This window comes from Stenotrophomonas sp. Ps181 (assembly GCF_025697425.1).
In the GTDB taxonomy this organism is placed as follows: domain Bacteria; phylum Pseudomonadota; class Gammaproteobacteria; order Xanthomonadales; family Xanthomonadaceae; genus Stenotrophomonas; species Stenotrophomonas sepilia.
Window position 1 is genome coordinate 80158 of the sequence record NZ_JAHWBI010000005.1, and the last position, 16918, is coordinate 97075.

Here is a 16918-nt window from a genome sequence, read left to right on the forward strand (position 1 = left end):
CCACCCACTGACCAGGAGCATCCCGATGTCCATCGAAAAGGTTCTGTACACCGCCCAGGCCACCTCCACCGGCGGCCGCGAAGGCCGTTCCGTCTCCTCCGACAACGTGCTGGACATCCAGCTGTCGACCCCGCGCGAGCTGGGCGGCGCCGGCGGCCCAGGCACCAACCCGGAACAACTGTTCGCCGCCGGCTACTCGGCCTGCTTCCTGGGCGCACTGAAGTTCGTGGCCGGCCAGGCCAAGGTCGCGCTGCCGGCCGACACCACCGTCACCGGCAAGGTCGGCATCGGCCAGATCCCGACCGGTTTCGGCATTGAGGCCGAGCTGACCATCAACGTGCCGGGGGTGCCGCGCGAGCAGGTGGAAGAACTGGTGCAGAAGGCACACATCGTGTGCCCGTACTCCAACGCCACCCGCGGCAACATCGACGTGACGCTGGTCGTGGCCTGATGCAACGCCGGGGTCGGATCCCTTTGCCACCGGCAAAGGGCTCTGACCCCATCCCAGGCCCCGCGCGGCTATATGGGGTCAGATCCCTTTCGCGTTGCGAAAGGGATCCGACCCCGGGGATCCGACCCCCAAAAAATGGGCGGATGCCGGTCGAAACCGAACATCCGCCCATCCCACCTCGGGTGGGCCCCGGCGCGCAGCCGGGGACGCATTCGCTTCTGTAGAGCCGAGCCCCTGCTCGGCTGATCCGTCCGGCGCGGGAACATCCGGCGAAAAAGCAGCCGAGCACGGGCTCGGCTCTACATATCCAAGCCTTACTTCTCGCTCGTGATGAGCTGCACCACACTGGAAAAATCCAGCTTGCCGCGGCCGGCTTGGTGGTTCATCGAGTACAGGTTGCGCGCCACTTCGCCCAGTGGGATCGAGGCGCCGACGCTCATTGCCGCTTCCACCGCCAGGCCCATGTCCTTCAGCATCAGATCGCTGCCGAAGCCACCGCTGTAGCCGCGCGAGGCCGGAGCGTTTTCCAGCACGCCCGGCCACGGGTTGCACACTTCGGTGGCCCAGCTGCGGCCGGTGCTGACGGCCATCATCTGCGACAGCACCTTCGGGTCCAGCCCGTGCGCCACGCCCAGTGCGATGGCTTCACCGGTCACCGCCATGATCACGCCCAGCGCCATGTTGTTGCACAGCTTGGCGACCTGGCCGGCACCGCTGGCGCCGACATGGAAGATGTTCTTGCCCATTGCCTGCAGCACCGGGCGGGCGCGTTCCAGCGCGTCCTCTTCGCCACCGACGATGAAGGTCAGGGTGCCGGCCTGGGCACCGGCGGTACCTCCGGAGACCGGTGCGTCGATCATCTGCAGGCCACGCGCGGCGGCCGCTTCCGAGACCTTGCGGGCACTGGCCGGTGCGATCGTGCTGCAGTCGATGACCAGTGCACCGGCGGGGATTGCGGCAAGAATGCCGTCGTCGCCCAGGTACACGCCTTCGACGTGGCGGCTGGCCGGCAGCATCGAGATCACCACTTCGGCATCGGCCAGGGTGTCGCGCGCCGACGCGGCGGCGCTTGCACCGGCATCGACGGCGGCCTGCACCGCGGCCGGGACCAGATCGAACACGCGCACGCTGTGGCCGTTCTTGACCAGATTGGCGGCCATCGGGCCACCCATGTTGCCCAACCCGATGAATGCAATGCGGCTCATGCAAGGCTCCTTTCAACAAGGGGAGTGCCCAGGTCGGCCAGCGGATGCGCGGCATCGGCCCAGGGGGAAGCAAAGAAGGTGTCGGACCACGCGCAGGTGGCCTCGGCCAGGGTGGCCGGGTTCCACTGCGGATTGCGGTCCTTGTCGATCAGCAGCGCGCGGATGCCTTCGGCGAAATCACCATGGGCGGCGCAATGCAGGGCGACGATGTACTCCAGGCGGTAGATCGCGGCCAGATCCTGGCCGGCACTGCGGCGCTGCAGCTCGTACGACAACCGTGCTGACCCCGGTGCACCGGCGGCGAGGGTTTTCTGTGCCGCCTGCAACCACGCATCATCGGTCTGCAGGCCGGCAATGCGCGCGACAATGGCTTCAAGGTCATCGCCTTCGCACAACGCATCGACCTGCGCCGCGTTGGCCAGCAGCGGACCGGTGGCGGCATCGCTGGCATGCGACTGCAGCAGATGGGTCAGGCGTTCGTGGTTGTGTGCGGGGTCACTGGACCAGGCCACCTGCAGCAGCGCATCGAACACCGCACTGCGGCGCTCTTCGGGCACATGTACATCGGCCAGGCCAGCGTAGATGGCATCGCCCGGGTTGAGCAGCGCCCCGGTCAGCGCCAGGAACAGCCCACCCTTGCCCGGCACGCGCGGCAGCAGCCAGCTGCCACCGACATCAGGGAACAGGCCGACGGTGATTTCCGGGAAGGCCAGCTTGGAGCGCTCGCTGACCACACGATGGCTGGCGCCGGACATCAGGCCGATACCGCCGCCCATCACGATGCCGTGGCCCCAGCACAGGATCGGCTTGGCATAGGTGTGGATGAGGTAATCAACGCGGTACTCGACGTCGAAGAACTCGGCGGCATAGGCGTTCTCGCGGATGTCGCTGCGGCCGGCCTCACGGAAGGCGACCATGGCCTTGTACAGGCTGTGCAGGTCGCCGCCGGCGCAGAACGCCTTTTCGCCGGCACCCTGCAGCACCACCATGGCGATGCCGTCGTCGTCGGCCCAGGCGTTCAACTGCGCCAGCAGCAGGTGTGCCATCGGCAGCGAGAAGCCATTGAGCGTGCGCGGCGCGTTGAGCGTGGCGATGCCGATGCGCATGCCGTTACCGGCCACGCGCTCCTCGAACAGCACCGGTGCGTCGTCGGCAGCGGTATCGGTGCTCATGCGTTCTTCCACTGCGCGGCGCGCTTTTCCAGGAAGGCAGTCACGCCTTCGACCTGGTCAGCGGTGTCGAACAGGTCGACGAAGGCTTCGCGCTCGGCCACCAGCGCCGAGGCGTGGGTGCCGGTGCGGGTGGCCTGTACCAGGGTCTTGCAGGCGGCGATGCTGGTCGGGCTCTGCTTGCCGGCCTTTTTCGCCCATTCCAGCGCCAGTGCCTTGGCTTCGCCCTTGCCGACCTTTTCTTCGACCAGGCCGATGCGCAGCGCGGTCTCGGCGTTGATGCGCTCACCCAGCAGGATCATGCGCTTGGCCCAGCCCTCGCCGACCAGGCGCGGCAGGTTCTGGGTGCCACCGGCGCACGGCAGCAGGCCGACGGTGGCCTCCGGCAGCGCGACCTGGGCGTGCTCTTCGATGATGCGCAGGTCGCAGGCCAGTGCGCATTCCAGGCCTCCGCCCATCGCGTAGCCGTTGATCGCGGCGATCGACACGCCACGGAAATCGGACAGCGCCTCGAAGGCTTCACCGAAGCGGCGCGCGGCCTCGCGCGCAGCGGCCTTGTCGCCGGAGGCGAACTGGTTGAGGTCGGCACCGGCGGAGAAGAACTTCTCGCCGTCACCGGTAATCACCAACGCGTAGATGTCGCGGTCTGCGTTGAGCGCGCCCACCAGGTCGCGCAGCGCCGACAGGCTGTGCACGGTCCAGGTGTGCGCCGGCGGGTTGTTCAGGGTGACCACGGCGGTGTGGCCATCGACCTCCACCTTCAGGCCCACGTGCTCCTGGGTACGCCAATCCTTCATCGCAGTTCCTCTTCGGTGTTGAGCAGGTGACGGGCAACGATCACCCGCATGATCTCGTTGGTGCCTTCCAGGATCTGGTGCACGCGGCAGTCACGCAGCAGGCGTTCGATCGGGTATTCACGGATGTAGCCGTAGCCACCGTGGATCTGCAGCGCTTCGTTGCAGACGTTGAAACCGGCATCGGTAGCGAAACGCTTGGCCATCGCGCACCACACGTTGGCGTCGCTGGCACCGGCATCGAGCTTGCGTGCGGCGGTGTGCACCATCTGCCGCGCGGCCACCAGCTGGGTGACCATGTCGGCCAGCTTGAACTGCAGCGCCTGGAATTCGGCCAGCGCCTTGCCGAACTGGCGGCGCTCGCCCATGTAACGGCGTGCGGCATCCAGCGCACCTTGCGCGGCACCCAGCGAACAGGCGGCGATGTTGATGCGGCCGCCGTCGAGCCCCTTCATCGCCAGTTTGAAGCCGCCGCCTTCCTCTCCCAGAAGGTGGCTGACCGGCACGCGGACGTTTTCGAAGGTGATGCCGCGGGTGGGCTGGCTGTTCCAGCCCATCTTCTCTTCCTTGCGGCCGAAGCTGATGCCCTGCAGGTCCGACGGCACGGCAATGGCGCTGACACCACCGGCACCGGCACCGCCGGTGCGCGCCATCACCACCAGCAGCTCGGTGGCCCCGGCGCCGGAGATGAAGGCCTTCGAGCCGTTCAGCACATAGAAGTCGCCATCGCGCACGGCGGTGGTCTTCAGCGAGGCCGCATCGGAACCGGCGCCCGGCTCGGTCAGGCAGTACGAGGCCAGCTTGCTGCCTGAGGACAGGTCGCTGCCCCAGGCATCGCGCAGTGCCGGCTGGCCCCACGTGGACACCATCCACGAGGCCATGTTGTGGATGCTGATGTACGCCGCCGTCGACGGATCGACGTTGGCGAGCTCCTCGATGACGACGGCGGCGTCCAGCCGGCTCAAGCCGCTGCCGCCCACTTCCGGGTCCATGTACAGACCGCAGAAGCCCAACTCACCGGCCTTGGCGATCGCCTCGCGCGGAAAGATGCCCTCCGCATCCCATCGCGCGGCGTGCGGCGCCAGTTCGGCCAGTGCGAAGTCGCGCGCAGCCTCGCGGTACGCCTGCTGTGCTTCGTCCAGTTCCGTCGTCATCGAGTGGCTCATGGCTGCTCCTGCCGTTACTTCAGGCTGATCGTGGTGTTGACGCCGTGGCTCAGCGTCTCGTCATCGAACCAGCGCGCGGTGACCGTCTTGGTCTGGGTGTAGAACAGCACCACCTGCTTGCCGTACGGGCCCAGGTCGCCCAGCTTGGAGGCGCGCGAACCGGTGAACGAGAACAGCGGCACCGGCACCGGGATCGGCACGTTGATGCCGACCTGGCCGACGTCGATGTCTTCCTGGAACTTGCGCGCGGCAGCGCCGGACTGGGTGAACAGTGCGGTGCCGTTGCCGTTCGGGTTGCTGTTGACCATCGCGATGGCGTCTTCCAGCGTCTCCGCTTCGAGGATGACCAGCACCGGCCCGAAGATTTCTTCCTGGTAGATGCGCATGTCGGTGGTGACACCGGCAAAGATGGTCGGGCCGACGAAGTTGCCCTTCTCGAAGCCATCCACTTGCGGCTTGCGGCCATCCAGCACCAGCTTGGCACCCTGCTCCACGCCTGAGGCGATCAGGCCTTCCACGCGCTCGCGGGCGCTGCAGGAGATGACCGGGCCGACGTCGGTGCCGGCCACGGTGCCGGCACTGACCTTCAGGGTCTTGGCCTTTTCAACCAGATCCTGCACCCAGTTGCGCGCTTCACCGACCAGCACCAGGGTGGAGGCGGCCATGCAGCGCTGGCCGGCCGCACCGAAGGCGGCGCCGACCATCGCGTTGAGGGTCTGTTCCTTGTTGGCGTCCGGCAGCACCACGGCGTGGTTCTTGGCGCCCATCATGCACTGCACGCGCTTGCCGGCCAGCGAGGCGCGGTTGTAGACGTGGGTACCGACGCGGGTGGAACCGACGAACGACACGGCCTTGATGTCCGGGTGGTCGCAGATCGCGTTGACCACGTCCTCGCCACCGTGGACGACGTTCAGCACGCCCTTCGGAATGCCGGCTTCCAGCGCCAGTTCAACCAGGCGCATGGTGACCATCGGGTCCTGCTCGGACGGCTTGAGGATGAAGGTGTTGCCCGTTGCAATCGCCATCGGGAACATCCACAGCGGGATCATCGCCGGGAAATTGAACGGGGTGATGCCGGCGCACACGCCCAGCGGCTGCATGATCGTGTAGGTATCCACGCCATTGGCCACGTTGTTGGCCAGCTCGCCCAGCTGCAGGTTGCCGATGGCGGCGGCGTGCTCGACCACTTCCAGGCCGCGGAACACATCGCCTTCGGCGTCGGGCAGGGTCTTGCCCTGTTCGGCGGTGAGGATGTGGGCCAGCTCGCTCATGTTCTCGCGGATCAGCTGCTGGTACTTCAGGAAGATGCGCGCGCGGGTGCCGATCGGGGTCTTGCGCCAGGTCTTGAAGGCTTCCTTGGCGGCGGCGACGGCGGCGTCCACTTCGCCGGTGGTGGCGAACGGCACCTTGGCCAGCACGTCCTGGGTGGCCGGATTGATCACGTCCTGCCAGTGGGAGGTGGCCGATTCAACGAACTGGCCATCGATCAGCATGCGGATACGGGGCGCTGCAACAGTCATGACGACAATCCCACGGGGTGCGAAAGATGCTTGGCATTATTCACAGCACCCGTCTCGATTTCTGGGCTGAATCCGCTTAATCTGGCCAACACGCCCCACGATTCCTGTTAATTCTGTGAATCTCTCAGCTCCCCAGCGGCAACTCGGCCTGCGCCTGCTGCGGCTGCGCGAACAGCGCGGCTACAGCCAGGTTGACCTGGCGCGTGCGCTGGGGCTGTCGGCCAGCTACCTGAACCAGATCGAGCGCAACAAGCGCCCACTCACACCAGCGGTGCAGAAGAAGCTGGGCGAGGTATTGGGCGACGTTTCCGCACTGTTCGACGAGGATGAACCCGCCGCGCTGCAGGAAGCGCTGGGCGAGACCCTGCGCGACCTGGGCCTGGCCGAAGTCAGCGCGACCGAACTGCGCGCCCTGGCGGGCAACCTGCCGCAGGTCAGCCGCGCGCTGCTGGACCTGCATCGCCGCCATCTGGCACTGCGCGAACATGCCGCCGCGCTGGAGTTCCAACTGGGCGAGCCCGGCGCCGGCAGCACCCTGCCCGCCGGTGACCAGGTGCGTGAGTTCTTCAACCGCATGCACAACCACATTCCCGAACTGGACGAGCTGGCCGAACGCCTGTTCGCCGAGTGGGGGCTGTCGCCCGGGCATGTGGCGCCACGCCTGCGCCAGCTGCTGGCCGACCGCCACGGCGTGCTGGTGGAAGTGGCCGCGCTGCAGGCCGGGCGCGAGAAGCGCCAGTACGACGCCGGCACGCGCCGGTTGTGGCTACCCGATTATCTGGAACCGGGCCAGCAGGCGTTCCAGATGGCCGCCGAACTGGCCCTGCACGGCTACCTGCCGCAGATCGATGCGGTGGTGGCGCGTGCCGGCTTCACCGATGACGCACGCATCGCGCAGGCGCGGGTGGGTCTTTCGAACTACTTCGCCGGCGCGCTGGTCATGCCCTACATGCGCTTCCTGCGTGCGGCCGAGGCCAGCAGCTACGACATCGAACTGCTGGCGCACCAGTTCGGCGTCGGCTTCGAGGCGGTCTGCCACCGGCTGAGCACGCTGGCACGGCGCAGTGCGCCCGGCCTGCCGTTCTTCTTCATCCGCGTGGACCGCGCGGGCAACGTATCCAAGCGCCATTCGGCCACCGATTTCCACTTCTCGCAGGTGGGCGGTTCGTGCCCGCTGTGGATCGTCTACGAAGCGTTCAACCAGCCCGGTCGCATCCTTACCCAGACCGCGCGCATGCCCGACGGGCGCCGCCATTTCTGGCTGGCGCGGCAGGTCAGCAGTGGCCCGGTCGGCCATGGCCAGCCCCGCAAGACCTTCGCGGTGGCGCTGGGCTGCGATCTGCAGCATGCCGAGCGACTGGTGTATTCACTGGGGCTGGATGTGCAGAGCCCGGGCAACTCGGTATCGATCGGACCGGGTTGCCGGGTGTGCCCACGCGAGGACTGCATGCAGCGCGCGTTCGCGCAGCTGCCGGGGAGGTAGGGGGGTTTGCAGGGCTGCGCCCTGCACCTGCGGTAGTGCCGGCCGCTGGCCGGCAACCTCAAAAGCAGAAGCGGGCATTCCGGGAGATGGCGGGGTGGATCCGGTTGCAGGGGACGCTGCAAGTACCCCTCCGGGGCCCGGCCCAGCCGCTGGCGGCTGTGCGTTCGGGCGCTTGCGAAGCAGTGCTTCGCAAGCAAAGCGCCCTCACCCATGTAAGCCCGGTCGCCGCTTGCTCGTGTGCGCTGTCCTGCGCACACGGCAAGACCGGGGTTGGGCGTCCTGCCCAACCCGCCCGAGGCACGCCTCGGGCCCATGCGGCTCACGCCCCTGCAACCGGACCCACCCCACCTTCGACAGTTTCCGCGGCTGTTGGAACGGCACGGGGTCAGATCCCGTTGCCACGCAACGGGCTCTGACCCCATTAGGTGCCAACCCTGGTTGGCGCGTTCTAGTCCCAGAACACGGTCAGTACGCGGTGGCCTCCCGAGGGCACGGGTGCGTCGATGTGTTGGCCGTACGGCCAGCCTTCGCCCACGCCGTCGCACTCCAGACCCTGCAGCCAGCCTTCCACGGTCTCGACGTCGGCACTGGTCAGCACGTGCACGTTCTCCGCGGCAGGCCATTCGCTGTCGTCGTCCAGTGCGCTGCCCCAGTCCTGGTGCAGCCCCACGTAGACACCTTCCACTTCGGGCTTTTCGGCAATCGCAGCGAGGCGTGCGTACAGCTCGGCAATCGGCGGGCGGCCGTAGCCCCACTGGTTCGGTGCAATGCACTCTTCGAAATCGTTCCCTTCGAAGTACGCGGCCAGTGGCACAACCGGCAGGTGCTCCGGGTCGCGGATATCGAGGCGTTCAAGCAGATCCAGCAGTTCCTGACGGGCAGACATCCAAAACTCCTTGCAGCGAGACGCGCAATTGTATCGGCGCCGATCAGTAGATCGGCGTCACCTTCATCTGCGGCAGCGGGCGCGGTGCGCCATCGGTCAGGTCCGGGCCCAGGTCTTCCCAGGTTCGGCCCTGCTCGACCATCTGCGCCCACAGCTGCTGCGAGCCGCGACGCTTGTCTTCCGAGCCCAGCTTGTACGACGGCGGTGCCGGCTCGCCACGGGCAACCATCGAGTACGCCGCGCGGTAGGCCAGCACCTGCTGCGCCGGGTCGTCGGTACGCGCCACTTCCAGTGTGTAGCGCTGGTAGGCCGAGGCCAGGTTGCGCCAGCGGATCCAGTAGTGGTTCCCGAACGAGAACGAACAGAAGCGCGCGCCCGCCAGGCTGCCCTTGTCGGCGATGCGGGTCAGCACCTCCTGCGGCATGTCCAGGTTCATGCCACCCTCGTCGCCCTGCAGGCTCACGTGCACGATGCGGTCGCGATAACCCGGTGCGCGCGCCTGCAGCAGGTCGCGCCAGTTCTGCATGGTCGCCACGACGGCGAACAGGAAGCGCCCCAGTTCGGCTGCGGCCAGCGGCGTGGCAATGGACTGGTAATGCCGTTGCCAACCGTGGCGGTTTTCGGTGGGCAGGAACACGGCACGTTCCAGCGCCTGTCGGCCATCACTGCCGCGACCCACGTCTTCGGCATGCTGCGGGTAGACCAGGTTGATGGCGAAGGTCGGCCAGCGCGGTAGCGCGGCATCAAACAGATGGATCGGGAAGTTGCTGCTGATGCCGCCATCGGAGAACCAGCAGATGCGGAACGCGGTGATCACAGGGCCGCAGGTCTGCCCGGCGCTGGTCAGCCCTTCCATGCTGTCGGCCACGTTGTGCTCCGGGTCGGCTGCCGGCGCGGTCGGTTCGCAGCGGCGTTCGCGGCGCGAGGGCTCATGCAGCGGCACCGCGCTGATCAGCAGCGGGAAGCTCAGGCTCATGCGCGTGGCCACCAGCACCGGCAGCTTCGGGCCCTGCGGCAAGTGGTAGTACCGGCGCCCTTCCACCTCCAGCGGCGGACCGGCTTGCGTCACCAGCCACTGCACCACGCTGGCGGGAAACAGCTGCTCGAACTCCTCGCGCAGGAACCAGAACTGCGCGCCGCCCAGCGGCAGTGTGCGCGGCTCGTTGTGCGACACGCAGGTGGTGATCATCTGCAGGCTGATCGCATGCGGGCTGTCCGGCTCGCCGGCATAGCGCGGCGCGTCGTGCAGGTCGGCAAAGGTCAGCGGTGCATCCAGCGGCTTGCCGGACAACTGCTGCAGGCACTCGTGCAGCCACTCGGTCAACGCCGGCTTGCGTGCATCACGGCCGAGGCCGCTGCACAGGCCCAGCAGGTTGCGCCGCGCCACCCGCGCCACCCGCAGCGCGGCTCCGGCCACGCCTGCACCGTAGGCGCACAGCAGCGACGGCAGCAGCGTCGCGGCCACGCCGCTCCAGCCCCCGCCCCACCAGCCCAGGCCGAGCAGCAGCGCCAGCGACACCAGCACTTCCAGCGGCGCGATCTCGAATACCGCCACCGCCAGGCACAGCAGCTTGTGCGGCAAGCTGGCATTGCCGGTCAGCACCACCAGCAGCCGATAGGCCGCGCGCGCGCCCCGCGCCGGTTGGAACAGGCTGTAGATGAACCCCCGCCGCGACAACTGCGCCGACACTGCCGACAGCCCGCCATAACCGGCATCACCGGGCAGGTGCTCGCCGGCCTGCTGGCGGCGATCACCGCATGCCGCCGCAGCCGCCACCGCCGCAGCGATGGCGCCGGCAGAGGTGCCGCCAATGCTCTTGAACCGGTACTCGCGTGCCAGCGCCAGTACCGCATTGGGGTACACGATGCCGCTGGTGATGCCGCCTTTCATGACCAGATCGCAGTACTTGTCCGCCACCGTCTTGCCCCCGAGCATGCCGTCCGCCGCGTGGATGCCAGTATGGCGCAGCGGCTTCTCAGGGCCTGAGAACACCACCGCAGTCCGGGCAGGAATCTGCGGCGTTCAGCAGATGGCAGGCCTGCAGGCTTGACCGGCCCCGCCATCGGCGTAGCATCTGCAGCAAGCCAAGGGACAGACCCGCGGCTGCCACAACGACATGAGGGATTCTCATGGAATTCGACTATCTCGTCTTCATCGGGCGATTCGAGCCCTTCCACAACGGCCACGCCGCCGTTGCCCGCCTGGCGCTGAGCCGGGCCCGCAAGCTGATCTTCCTGGTCGGCTCTGCCGATACTCCCCGCAGCCTCCGCAATCCCTGGACCGTGGCCGAACGCGCCGTGATGATCCAGGCCGCCCTCGATGGCCACACCGACCGCCTGCTGATCCGCCCGCTGCGTGACCACCTGTACAACGAAGCACAGTGGATCGCCAACGTGCAGCGCCAGGTGGCCGACGCCCTGCGCAACGACGGTGCCGCCGCCGATGCAAAGGTGGGCCTGATCGGCATGGACAAGGATGCCTCCAGCTACTACCTGCGGGAGTTCCCGCAATGGCCGCTGGTGGACGTGCAGCACACCGCCACGCTGTCGGCCACCGAACTGCGGCGTTACCTGTTCGAGGCCGGCGACGTCGACTTCCACGGCGCGCTGCTGATGCTGCGTGGCAATGTGCCGGCGCCGGTGTTCGACATGCTCGAAGCGTTCCGCAAGAGCGCGCCTGCGTATGCCAAGCTGGTGGCCGAGTACCGCTTCATCGAACAGTACAAGGCCGCCTGGAAGGATGCACCCTACGCGCCCACCTTCGTCACCACCGATGCGGTGGTGGTGCATTCAGGCCACGTGCTGCTGGTGCGTCGCCGTTCGGAACCCGGCAAGGGGCTATGGGCGCTGCCCGGCGGTTTCGTCGGCCAGGAGCAGAGCCTGCTGGACAGTTGCCTGCGCGAACTGCGCGAGGAAACCCGTCTGAAGATTCCGCTGCCGGTGCTGAAGGGTTCGCTGAAGGGCCAGCAGGTCTTCGACCACCCCGACCGCAGCCAGCGCGGCCGCACCATCACCCACGGTTTCCACTTCGAATTCCCGGCCGGCGAACTGCCGCCGGTGCGCGGTGGCGACGACGCCGACAAGGCGCGCTGGATACCGGTGAGTGAGGCGTTGGACATGGGCCCGCAGCTGTTCGAAGACCACCTGCACATCCTGGAGTATTTCCTCGGCCGCGGCTGACAGGCCCGGCCTCCCCGCCGGCGGATAGACCGCTGGTGTCACTCGACGCGAAGGAGCTTCCGTCATGCACTACCTCGATAATCTTCTCCTCAATACCGACAGCTACAAGGCCAGCCATTGGCTGCAGTACCCGCCGGGCACCGATGCCACGTTCTTCTATGTGGAATCACGTGGCGGCCTGCACGATCGGACGGTGTTCTTCGGCCTGCAGGCGATCCTCAAGGAGGCGCTGGCACGACCGGTCACCCACGCCGACATCGACGACGCTGCTGCGGTATTCGCCGCGCACGGCGAACCGTTCAACGAGGCCGGCTGGCGCGATATCGTCGACCGGCTTGGCGGCCACCTGCCGGTGCGCATCCGCGCCGTTCCCGAGGGCAGCGTGGTGCCCACCCACCAGGCACTGATGACCATCGAGTCGACCGATCCGGCTGCGTTCTGGGTGCCGTCGTACCTGGAAACGCTGCTGCTGCGCGTGTGGTATCCGGTCACCGTGGCCACCATCAGCTGGCATGCACGGCAGACCATTGCTGCGTTCCTGCAGCGGACCAGCGACGATCCGCAGGGGCAGCTGCCGTTCAAGCTGCACGACTTCGGCGCGCGCGGGGTATCGAGCCTGGAATCGGCCGCGCTGGGCGGTGCCGCACACCTGGTCAACTTCCTCGGCACCGACACCGTATCGGCCCTGTGCCTGGCCCGTGCCCACTATCACGCGCCAATGGCCGGTTATTCGATTCCCGCCGCCGAGCACAGCACCATCACCAGCTGGGGCCGCGAGCGCGAAGTGGACGCCTACCGCAACATGCTGCGCCAGTTCGGCACGCCGGGCGCGATCGTGGCAGTGGTGTCGGACAGCTATGACATCTACCGCGCGATCAGTGAGCACTGGGGTACCACCCTGCGCGATGAAGTGATCGCTTCGGGCGCCACCCTGGTCATCCGTCCCGACTCGGGCGACCCGGTGGAGGTGGTGGCCGAAAGCCTGCGCCGGCTGGATGAAGCGTTCGGCCACGTGATCAACGGCAAGGGCTACCGCGTGCTCAACCACGTGCGGGTGATCCAGGGCGATGGCATCAACCCGGATACGATCCGCGCCATCCTGCAGCGCATCACCGGCGACGGCTATTCGGCCGACAACGTGGCCTTCGGCATGGGCGGCGCGCTGTTGCAGCGGCTGGACCGCGACACCCAGAAGTTCGCGCTGAAGTGCTCGGCGGCACGGGTCGACGGTGAGTGGATCGACGTCTACAAGGATCCGGTCACCGATGCGGGCAAGACCAGCAAGCGCGGCCGCATGCACCTGTTGCGCCGCCTGGATGACGGCAGCCTGCATACAGTGCCACTGCCGGCCAACGGCGACGACACCCTGCCGGACGGCTTCGAGGACGCAATGGTGACCGTGTGGGAGAACGGCCGCCTGCTGCACGACCAGCGGCTGGACGCCATCCGGGCCCGGGCGGCGGCGGGGCGCTGAAAGGGCCCTCTCGCGTTGGATAGCCTCACCGGCCACCGGACCTCTTGGCAGATGTCGGCAAGTCAATGGGTCACTTGCACCTCCGTCACGCTTGAACCTCACACGCGCCGCTACATATGCTTGACAAGCGAACTGAAACGGTGAAAATCGAGGTGCTCTTTACGCGCTTGAAATGGAAGCAGAATAGTCTGGCGTTGCGCCAGACAGCTATGGATTGATTGGGTTTATCGCCCCGCATAGCCGGCACGGGCTCACCGTTCCGGTCCAGTGGGTCCTCGCGGTAAGCCCGCACCGGCTATACGGGGCGTTCTCTTGGTGAAGAGCAGTGATGGTGATCCACGGCTAGTTTTTTTGGAAAATGTGGATCTTACAAAGACCAGGGTAAAGGCTTTTGAGGGCTTTATCCTTCTTTGCGGGGGCATCAGTGACATCCAGCCCCATCCTGTCAAGTCGGTAAGGCATCTAATATATTCCGAGCTAACTAACGGCCGGCACGAATTGGCCCATCGAGTTCGGCTGGCAGAAGACACGAAAGATTGGCTTGATGGAGGGGTATATTCCGACCTCCTTACCTTTGAAGAACATCTAGCAGGCCTTTCTGCTGTTATTGTTTTAGTGGTGGAGACTGCTGGTTCTATTGCGGAACTGGGTGCATTCTCAGTGAGCGAACCATTTCTTGACCGGCTGCTGGTCATAGTCTCCAATCATCACTACGAACAAAAATCCTTCATCCGACTTGGCCCGCTCAATAAAATTGAGCTTAAGTCCAATAGCTCAGTCTTAGTTTATGACTGGGAGAGGGTCGCGCACGACGGCAGACCTATCGCTGATTTTTCTGTCGTTTCTGGCGACATTGAGGAGATCATCCAAAGCATTAGAGATCAAGCCTCGCCAGCCGGAAAGGAGCACAATTTCAAATTGTCGGAACCGGCGCATACGATGAACCTTATCTGTGACTTGTGCGACTTATTTGGCGCATTGAGCGAAAAGGACATTTGCGACTTCTTAGCCAAGATTGGAATCTCCATCCCGCCGATTCAGGTTGCACAGTACATCTTCCTACTCACAAAGTGCGAAATGCTTTTCTCCCGAAGAAAGGGTCATGGCACGTATTACTTCGTAAGAGACTGGCAATCGAGAATATCGTTTGGCCTGACGGACAATTACAAGTTCTATAAAGAAAGAATCCAGGTGGACACCTTGGCTTTCTATGAAAAAGAACTCTCCAGCAGAAGTGATGTCATCAAAGCCATCAGGAAATCAAAATGAGCGGTGTCGTTTCGGAAATTTCTTCGACAACCGGAATTTCTCGATCGAGTTGTCACAGAATTGCTAAGACTGCATTTCTCAGGTACAAAACCTTTGATTTACGGAAGAAGAACGGCGGCATCCGAACTGTCGCACAACCAGCTAGGGAGGTGAAAGCTGTTCAACGCGCGATATGCGACATACTTTCGCCACAACTTCTCGTTCACCCACTTGCCACAGCCTACAAAAAGAACAGCTCAATCCTAATTAATGCCTCTGTGCATGCAGGATGTCGATTTCTTACGAAGCTCGACTTCAAAGATTTTTTCGGCAGCATTAACGCAGCAACGCTCGCAAAAGTACTGCAAAGCAGCTGCGAAAACATGACTGATGCTGAAATACTGTTCATCATCAACTCTTGCACATGGCGCCCAAATGGAGAGAAAGTTCTGTGCATTGGTGCACCTAGCTCTCCGTTTCTTGCAAATGCTGCCATGTACTTGTTGGACAGCAGCATCAGCGAATCCATGTTGCCACTGAATGTTAGATACAGTCGATATTCCGACGACATATCAATATCATGCAACTCGCCCGACGTACTGGTCGAGGCTGAGAATATTATCCGCAAGCTTGTCAGAGACTGCACTCAGCCAAGACTTAGCTTTAATGAAGACAAGAGGGTCGCAGTAGGTCGCTCAACTTCCATGACTGTGACAGGCTTGACGCTAACAAATCAAGGCGGCGTAAGCGTAGGAAGAGAGAGAAAGCGCGGAGTAAGAGCGGGTGTCTTGCGCTTCCTTAGCGGAAATATGTCCGATGAAGAAGCCATCAGACTTAAAGGTGAACTTGCTTTTGTTCTGAGCGTAGAGCCGGACTTTCGCAAAGTTCTAATTAATACGTACGGAGCTTCGGCATATAGGGTCCTGCCCAAACAGTCGAAATGAATTAGAAGTATTAATCTCCAGCATCCCACACGAGTGCAATTTGCGAAAAATTATAGCCATGAAGCCCACCTTTCAAAACTTGGGCGATGGCAAGTGCTCGCACGGAGGATTCACCAAGCTTATTAGTCAATTCGAATTACTCAATTCGTCACTAGAAAATCCAGCCACTCGTGGCGCCACTCTTTTCATTCCGTTGATTAGGCGCCTGAACGCACAAGGCAGCCATCTTCGCTGTGACTATTACGTTGAAAAGGCGATTGGGCTCCGTCCGACCCCAGCGCCCCCTTGACCCGCGCCGCCAACGCGTCCACCGTGGGCGCGCCGAAGGTATCCCTCCAGGCGTTCACGCGCGGGGAAGGATTTAAACGGGAATCCGGTGAAGGCGCCTGGCGCGCCCATTCCGGAGCTGCCCCGCAGCGGTGAATGGAAACGAATCCTGCCAACAGCACTGGGCTCGCGCCTGGGAAGCGGCAGGGAGTAGGTGGGCTGCGGTCCGTGTCCATCAGCCCGAAGACCGGCCCCGGCCGGGGGACACGACCGTCCCCTGATTCGACCTGGACTCTCCGCGGGGAGGGTGCCGGGGCCATCGCCAGCCTGCATGCGCAGGCGGCGTGGCCGCGCGCGTCCTGTTCACGGTAACCGGCCAGACCGCTCCCACGCCCTGACGCACGCCACGATGACCGAGTTCCAACGCCCCACCCTTACCCTGCCCGCCGATGGCAAGCGCCTGCTGCTGCATTCGTGCTGCGCGCCCTGTTCCGGCGAAGTGATGGAGGCGATCACCGCTTCCGGGATCGACTACGCGATCTTCTTCTACAACCCCAACATCCACCCGGTGAAGGAGTACGAGCTGCGCAAGCAGGAGAACATCCGCTTCGCCGAGCAGCACGGCATCCCGTTCATCGACTGCGACTACGACACCGACAACTGGTTCTGCCGTGCGCGTGGCATGGAAAACGAGCCCGAGCGCGGCATCCGCTGCACGATGTGCTTCGACATGCGTTTCGAGCGCACCGCGCTGTACGCGCATGAACACGGCTACGACACCATCAGTTCGTCGCTGGGCATCTCGCGCTGGAAGAACATGGCGCAGATCAACGACTGCGGCATCCGTGCGGCGTCGCGCTATGAAGGCCTGCAGTACTGGGACTACAACTGGCGCAAGGGCGGCGGTGCCAGCCGCATGATCGAGATCAGCAAGCGCGAGCAGTTCTACCAGCAGGAGTACTGCGGCTGCGTGTACTCGCTGCGCGATGCCAACCGCCATCGCCGTGAGAACGGCCGCGAGCGGATCAGGATCGGCCTGCTGTACTACGGGCAGGACGCTGGGACGCCGCAGGGCGATTGACGTGCAGGCATGGGGCGGCCACGCTGGTCGCCCCTTCTGATGTAGTGGAT

General features: G+C 64.6%; 14 protein-coding genes and 1 riboswitch. Of the genes, 7 read left to right on the forward strand and 7 right to left on the reverse strand.

The features are described 5' to 3' along the window. Positions 1 to 25 precede the first annotated feature (25 nt). Positions 26 to 451, forward strand: coding sequence for an organic hydroperoxide resistance protein (locus KXV01_RS13065; RefSeq protein ID WP_005411948.1), 426 nt, complete (start codon positions 26 to 28; stop codon positions 449 to 451). A 314-nt stretch (positions 452 to 765) separates the two neighbouring features. Here KXV01_RS13065 and mmsB read toward each other — a convergent pair whose 3' ends face one another. Genes mmsB through KXV01_RS13090 form a run of 5 tightly spaced genes read right to left on the reverse strand, consistent with a single transcriptional unit; the run spans position 766 to position 6305 of the window. Further along, entirely contained in the window at positions 766 to 1656 is an 891-nt protein-coding gene (mmsB, locus tag KXV01_RS13070) for a 3-hydroxyisobutyrate dehydrogenase (RefSeq protein WP_049449384.1), read from the reverse strand. Then, the gene (locus KXV01_RS13075) at positions 1653 to 2828 is read right to left on the reverse strand and encodes an enoyl-CoA hydratase/isomerase family protein (RefSeq protein ID WP_164283779.1); all 1176 of its coding nucleotides are present in this window, start codon (positions 2826 to 2828) and stop codon (positions 1653 to 1655) included. The genes mmsB and KXV01_RS13075 overlap by 4 nt, the downstream gene beginning before the upstream one ends. Next, positions 2825 to 3622, reverse strand: a complete 798-nt coding sequence (locus tag KXV01_RS13080) for an enoyl-CoA hydratase (RefSeq protein ID WP_263467847.1) — start codon at positions 3620 to 3622, stop codon at positions 2825 to 2827. The genes KXV01_RS13075 and KXV01_RS13080 overlap by 4 nt, the downstream gene beginning before the upstream one ends. Continuing rightward, entirely contained in the window at positions 3619 to 4785 is a 1167-nt protein-coding gene (locus KXV01_RS13085) for an acyl-CoA dehydrogenase family protein (protein ID WP_134729691.1), read from the reverse strand. Before KXV01_RS13085 ends, KXV01_RS13080 begins: the two co-directional genes overlap by 4 nt. 14 nt (positions 4786 to 4799) lie before the next feature. Beyond that, the gene (locus tag KXV01_RS13090) at positions 4800 to 6305 is read right to left on the reverse strand and encodes a CoA-acylating methylmalonate-semialdehyde dehydrogenase (protein ID WP_263467848.1); all 1506 of its coding nucleotides are present in this window, start codon (positions 6303 to 6305) and stop codon (positions 4800 to 4802) included. Between the two features lie 115 nt (positions 6306 to 6420). Here KXV01_RS13090 and KXV01_RS13095 point away from each other — a divergent pair, with 115 nt between their 5' ends. Next, positions 6421 to 7788 (forward strand): short-chain fatty acyl-CoA regulator family protein, encoded by a 1368-nt coding sequence (locus KXV01_RS13095; RefSeq protein ID WP_049412618.1) that lies wholly within the window; start codon positions 6421 to 6423, stop codon positions 7786 to 7788. A 448-nt stretch (positions 7789 to 8236) separates the two neighbouring features. On the opposite strand, the gene KXV01_RS13100 is transcribed toward KXV01_RS13095, so the two are convergent. Both KXV01_RS13100 and KXV01_RS13105 read right to left on the reverse strand, forming a co-directional pair. Beyond that, complete coding sequence (locus KXV01_RS13100) at positions 8237 to 8674, reverse strand: hypothetical protein (protein WP_263467849.1); 438 nt, start codon at positions 8672 to 8674, stop codon at positions 8237 to 8239. A 43-nt stretch (positions 8675 to 8717) separates the two neighbouring features. Then, a complete protein-coding gene (locus tag KXV01_RS13105) occupies positions 8718 to 10610 on the reverse strand; it encodes a patatin-like phospholipase family protein (RefSeq protein ID WP_049415821.1) in 1893 nt (630 codons plus the stop codon). Positions 10611 to 10798: 188 nt separating this feature from the next. On the opposite strand from KXV01_RS13105, the gene KXV01_RS13110 reads away from it, so the two are divergent. From KXV01_RS13110 to KXV01_RS13130, 5 genes are all read left to right on the forward strand, one after another. Then, positions 10799 to 11854 (forward strand): bifunctional nicotinamide-nucleotide adenylyltransferase/Nudix hydroxylase, encoded by a 1056-nt coding sequence (locus tag KXV01_RS13110; protein WP_263467882.1) that lies wholly within the window; start codon positions 10799 to 10801, stop codon positions 11852 to 11854. A gap of 64 nt (positions 11855 to 11918) precedes the next feature. Next, a complete protein-coding gene (locus KXV01_RS13115; protein WP_263467850.1) occupies positions 11919 to 13328 on the forward strand; it encodes a nicotinate phosphoribosyltransferase in 1410 nt (469 codons plus the stop codon). A 315-nt stretch (positions 13329 to 13643) separates the two neighbouring features. Continuing rightward, positions 13644 to 14597 carry a retron St85 family effector protein gene (locus KXV01_RS13120; RefSeq protein WP_263467851.1) on the forward strand — a complete coding sequence of 318 codons (954 nt, stop codon included), beginning with the start codon at positions 13644 to 13646 and terminating at the stop codon, positions 14595 to 14597. Next, complete coding sequence (locus KXV01_RS13125) at positions 14594 to 15520, forward strand: retron St85 family RNA-directed DNA polymerase (protein WP_263467852.1); 927 nt, start codon at positions 14594 to 14596, stop codon at positions 15518 to 15520. The genes KXV01_RS13120 and KXV01_RS13125 overlap by 4 nt, the downstream gene beginning before the upstream one ends. A 320-nt stretch (positions 15521 to 15840) precedes the next feature. Continuing rightward, a riboswitch (cobalamin riboswitch) is annotated at positions 15841 to 16058 on the forward strand. Positions 16059 to 16196: 138 nt separating this feature from the next. Then, the gene (locus KXV01_RS13130; protein ID WP_263467853.1) at positions 16197 to 16868 is read left to right on the forward strand and encodes an epoxyqueuosine reductase QueH; all 672 of its coding nucleotides are present in this window, start codon (positions 16197 to 16199) and stop codon (positions 16866 to 16868) included. Positions 16869 to 16918: the final 50 nt, after the last annotated feature.

Bases quoted from the DNA above. Each gene is read 5' to 3' on its own strand.
- KXV01_RS13065 (WP_005411948.1), top strand. From the start codon at position 26: ATGTCCATCGAAAAGGTTCTGTACACCGCCCAGGCCACCTCCACCGGC.
- mmsB (WP_049449384.1), bottom strand. From the start codon at position 1,656: ATGAGCCGCATTGCATTCATCGGGTTGGGCAACATGGGTGGCCCGATG.
- KXV01_RS13075 (WP_164283779.1), bottom strand. From the start codon at position 2,828: ATGAGCACCGATACCGCTGCCGACGACGCACCGGTGCTGTTCGAGGAG.
- KXV01_RS13080 (WP_263467847.1), bottom strand. From the start codon at position 3,622: ATGAAGGATTGGCGTACCCAGGAGCACGTGGGCCTGAAGGTGGAGGTC.
- KXV01_RS13085 (WP_134729691.1), bottom strand. From the start codon at position 4,785: ATGAGCCACTCGATGACGACGGAACTGGACGAAGCACAGCAGGCGTAC.
- KXV01_RS13090 (WP_263467848.1), bottom strand. From the start codon at position 6,305: ATGACTGTTGCAGCGCCCCGTATCCGCATGCTGATCGATGGCCAGTTC.
- KXV01_RS13100 (WP_263467849.1), bottom strand. From the start codon at position 8,674: ATGTCTGCCCGTCAGGAACTGCTGGATCTGCTTGAACGCCTCGATATC.
- KXV01_RS13105 (WP_049415821.1), bottom strand. From the start codon at position 10,610: ATGCTCGGGGGCAAGACGGTGGCGGACAAGTACTGCGATCTGGTCATG.
- KXV01_RS13115 (WP_263467850.1), top strand. From the start codon at position 11,919: ATGCACTACCTCGATAATCTTCTCCTCAATACCGACAGCTACAAGGCC.
- KXV01_RS13125 (WP_263467852.1), top strand. From the start codon at position 14,594: ATGAGCGGTGTCGTTTCGGAAATTTCTTCGACAACCGGAATTTCTCGA.
- KXV01_RS13130 (WP_263467853.1), top strand. From the start codon at position 16,197: ATGACCGAGTTCCAACGCCCCACCCTTACCCTGCCCGCCGATGGCAAG.